Annotated in this window: 2 protein-coding genes; both read right to left on the bottom strand. The window is 74.2% G+C overall.

Annotation, left to right across the window (positions count from 1 at the left end; genetic code table 11):
- The coding region (locus tag K6I34_RS32980; RefSeq protein ID WP_229331718.1) for a type I polyketide synthase at positions 1-1,525 on the bottom strand (1,525 nt) is incomplete at its 3' end.
- A gap of 57 nt (positions 1,526-1,582) precedes the next feature.
- Positions 1,583-4,093, bottom strand: a 2,511-nt coding sequence (locus K6I34_RS32975; protein ID WP_229331717.1) for a polyketide synthase dehydratase domain-containing protein, incomplete at its 5' end; no start/stop codon positions are given.

Here is a 4,093-nt window from a genome sequence, read left to right as displayed (position 1 = left end):
GACAGGACACCCACTCCCGCAGACGCACCGCCTGCTCCCGCAACGCCACACCCGAACGCGCCGACAACACCCACGGCACCACACCACCGACATCACCGACATCACCGTCGGGTTCGGCGACGGCGGCAGGCTCAAGCTCGGGCGCCTCTTCCAGCACGACATGCGCGTTGGTGCCGCTGGCGCCGAACGAGGACACGGCCGCCCGGCGCGGGCGTTCCGAACGCGGCCACTCGACCGCCTCGGTCAGCAGCCGGATGTCGCCGGACGCCCAGTCGATCTGCGGTGACGGCTCGTCCACGTGCAGCGTCCGCGGCAGCACACCATGCCGCATCGCCATCACCATCTTGATCACACCGGCCACACCCGCAGCCGCCTGCGTATGCCCGATGTTCGACTTCACCGACCCGAGCCAGAGCGGACGGCCTTCCGCCCGCCCCTGCCCGTACGTCGCCAGCAGCGCGTGTGCCTCGATCGGGTCGCCCAGCGCGGTTCCGGTGCCGTGTGCCTCGACGGCGTCCACGTCGCGCACCGACAGGCCCGCGCCCTCCAGCGCCTGGCGGATCACCCGTTCCTGGGAGGGGCCGTTGGGCGCGGTGAGGCCGTTCGACGCGCCGTCCTGGTTGACCGCCGAGCCGCGGATCACGGCGAGCACGGGGTGTCCGTTGCGGCGGGCGTCGGACAGCCGCTCGACCAGCAGCAGGCCCGCGCCCTCCGCCGTGCCCATGCCGTCGGCCGCCGCCGAGAACGCCTTGCTGCGGCCGTCGCGGGCGAGTCCGCGCTGGCGGCTGAAGTTGACGAACGTCTCCGGCGTGCACATCACCGTCGCGCCGCCGGCGAGCGCGAGGTCGCACTCCCCCGTCCGCAGCGCGCCGACCGCCAGGTGCAGCGCGACCAGGGCCGACGAACACGCCGTGTCCACCGACACGGCCGGGCCCTCCAGACCGAGGACGTACGCGACGCGGCCCGCGAGCAGGCTCGCGGCGTTGGCCATGCCGAGGGTGCCGTCACGCCCCTTGGCGGTCCTGGCGAGGAGAGTGGTGTAGTCGAGCCAGTTGATCCCGGCGTACACACCGGTGCGGCTGCCGCGGAGCGACGTCGGGTCGATGCCCGCGCGCTCGAACGTCTCCCAGGACGTCTCCAGCAGCAGCCGTTGCTGCGGGTCCATGGCCAGCGCCTCGCGCGGCGAGATCCCGAAGAACCCGGCGTCGAAGTCGGCCACGTCGTGCAGGAACCCGCCTTCGCGGACGTACGACGTGCCGGGGTTGTCGGGGTCGGGGTGGTAGAGGGCGTCGAGGTCCCAGCCGCGGTCGGCCGGGAAGCCGCCGATCGCGTCGCCACCGCTCGCCACGAAGTCCCACAGCCGTTCCGGCGTCGACAGCCCGCCCGGGAAGCGACAGGCCATGCCCACGATCGCGATGGGCTCGCGGCCTTGTTCCTCCAGCTCCCGTACGCGTCGGTGCGCGTCACGCGCGTCGGCGACGGCCCGCTTGAGATACGCCCGGAGCTTCTCTTCCGATTCGGCCACTCTACTTCGGCTCCTTGATCGAACGGTCGTTGTCGCTGGGCCGGCGGTTCTGCCGCATCATTCGAAGCCCTGGTCGACGAGCGAGAACAGCTCGTCGTCGGTGGCGGACTCCAGGTCGTCCGCTTCGAGCGTGTCGTCCGGCGCCTCGCACAGCGCCAGGAGTTCGCGGAGGCGTTCCGCGATCCGGTCGCGGGCACCGTCCTCGGACAGGGCCGTGGGCAGTGCCTCGTGCAGCCGGTCGAGGTCGGCCAGCATCGGGGTCGCCGCGGACGCCGCCTCGGCGAGGCGCTCCAGCACATGGCGGGCCAGGCTCACCGGGTTCGGATAGTCGAACACGAGGGTCGAGCGCAGGTGCACACCCGTGCCGCGCATGAGGCGGTTGCGCAGCTCCACCGCCATCAGCGAGTCGAAGCCGACCTCCTTGAAGGCCCGTTCGGGTCCGACCTCCTCGGTTCCCGGGAGTCCGAGGACCGCCGCCGCCTGGGTCCGTACGAGCGTGACCAGTTCGCGTTCGCGTTCGTCCTCGGAGAGCGTGGCCAGACGGCGCGCCAGCGCGTCGGCGCCCAGGGCGTCCTGCGTGTCGGCGCCGCGCCCGGACCTGCGGGCGTCCGCTCCACCGGCCAGGTCCCGGAGCGGGCCGCGCACCGCTTCCGGATGCGCGAGCAGCGCCGCACGGTCGAGCCGGGCGAGAACAAGCTCCGGTCCCCCGGCGAGGCCCAGGGCCGCGTCGAACAGTGCGAGCGTCTCGGTTTCCGGCAGCTCCACGAGACCGGCCGGGAGCTCGCCTTCGCCGTGGGAGCCGCCGAAGGCGTTGGGCCCCCAGGCGAGCGACAGGACCGGCAGCCCGCGTGCGCGCCGGTGCGCGGTCAGCGCTTCGGTGAGCGCGTCGGCCGCACCGACACCGGTCCGTCCGGCCGCGCCCGGCAGGTCGTCCGCCGAGGAGAGGGTGACGAAGAACGCCGGGTCGTGCTCGGCGATGAGCTCGTGCAGCGCCTGCGCGGCTTCTTCGTATTCCAGGAGTTCCGGTCCGGAGGACGGCGCGCGGTCGCCGTGGTTCACCTCCGCCGCGTGCAGCACACCGGTCAGCGCGTGCCCGGCGGCCGACCCGGCGCGCAGCTCCGGTGTCCGGGTGAGGACCTCGACGTCGGTTCCCGCTTCGGTCAGGCGGTGCGCCAGCTGTCGTACGGCGTCGGTGTCCCGTCCCCCGCTCGGCACCAGTGTCAATCGCCGGACGCCGTGGGCGGCGATGAGGTGCCCGGCCAGTGCGGCGGCGAGCGGACCGTCGGCGCCGGTGACCAGCACCGTGCCGTCGGCCACGGACCGGAGGTCCGGCACGCCCGCGGATTGCCGGTCAGCGGGCCCGACCCTGCGCAGCCTCGGGGCGAGGACCCGTCCGCCACGCACGGCCAGCCGCGGCTCCTCGGCGAACGGCAGCGTGGGAAGGACGTCCCAGGCCGGGTCACTGTCGATGTCGGCCAGCACGATCCGGTCCGGGTGCCCGGCCTGGAGCGCGCGCAGCGCGGCCCACAGGGCGGCCTGGGCCGGATCGGGCGCCTGGTCGTCGCCGTCGGTGGAGACCGCCCGCCGGGTCACCACGACGAGCCGGGCCGACCCGAACCCGGGGTCGGCGGCCCATGCCGCAGCCTGTGCCAGTACATCGGCCCGCGGACCCGGGGCGACCTGGGCGGTGTCGGGCGCGCGGAGCACGGCGACGTCGGGAACCGGCTCGCCCGCCGCGACTGCGGCGCCGAGTTCCTCCACGCTCGGCCACCGGCCCGCCGGGTCCAAGGCAGCGGGGACGTTCTCGCCCAGCAGGACGAGACGTCCGCTCCCCGTGCCCGGGACCGGTACGGGGTTCCAGCACATCCGGAAGAGCGAGTCGCGGCGCACCCCACCGGCCGCCCGCAACTGCTCCGCCGAGATCGGACGCACGGTCAGCGACTCGACGACCGCGACCGTACGGCCCTCCTCGTCCGCGACGCTCATCGACACCGCGCCGTCACCGGTCGGGGCCAGCCGCGCCCGGAGGGCGACCGTACCGGCGGCGTGGAAGAACCGGACACCGTGCCAGGAGAAGGCCACCCGGACGTCCTCGGAGTCGGTGGCGTCCGCGTCCACGTCCGCCCTCAGGGTCTGGACTCCGGCGTCGAGCAGGGCCGGGTGGACGGCGAAGCCGGCCGTGTCACGCTCGTGGTCGGTGCCGAGGGCGATCTCGGCGAACAGCCCGTCGCCGCTTCGCCACGCCGCGCGCATGCCCCGGAAGGCCGGACCGTAGTCGACGCCGGACGCCGCCAGCCGCTCGTAGAAGCCGTCCACGTCCAGGGGCACGGCTCCGGCCGGAGGCCAGGTCGTCGTCCAGTCCGGGGGGACGGTCGCGCCGGCGTCCGCCGTGGCCTCGGTGAGCGTACCGGCGGCGTGCTGGGTCCACGGTTCGTCGGCCGGGGCGTCCTCGGGCCGCGAATGCACGGCGATCGTCCGGGCCCCGGCCACGTCGGGCGCGCCCACGACGACCTGGAGGCGGACCCCGTCCGTCTCCGGAAGGACGAGCGGAGTGTGCAGGGTCAGCTC

This window comes from Streptomyces sp. UNOC14_S4, assembly GCF_020740835.1.
Lineage (GTDB): Bacteria > Actinomycetota > Actinomycetes > Streptomycetales > Streptomycetaceae > Streptomyces.
Note: the sequence above shows the minus strand (reverse complement) of the source record. Positions and strands in the feature narration are given on the sequence as shown.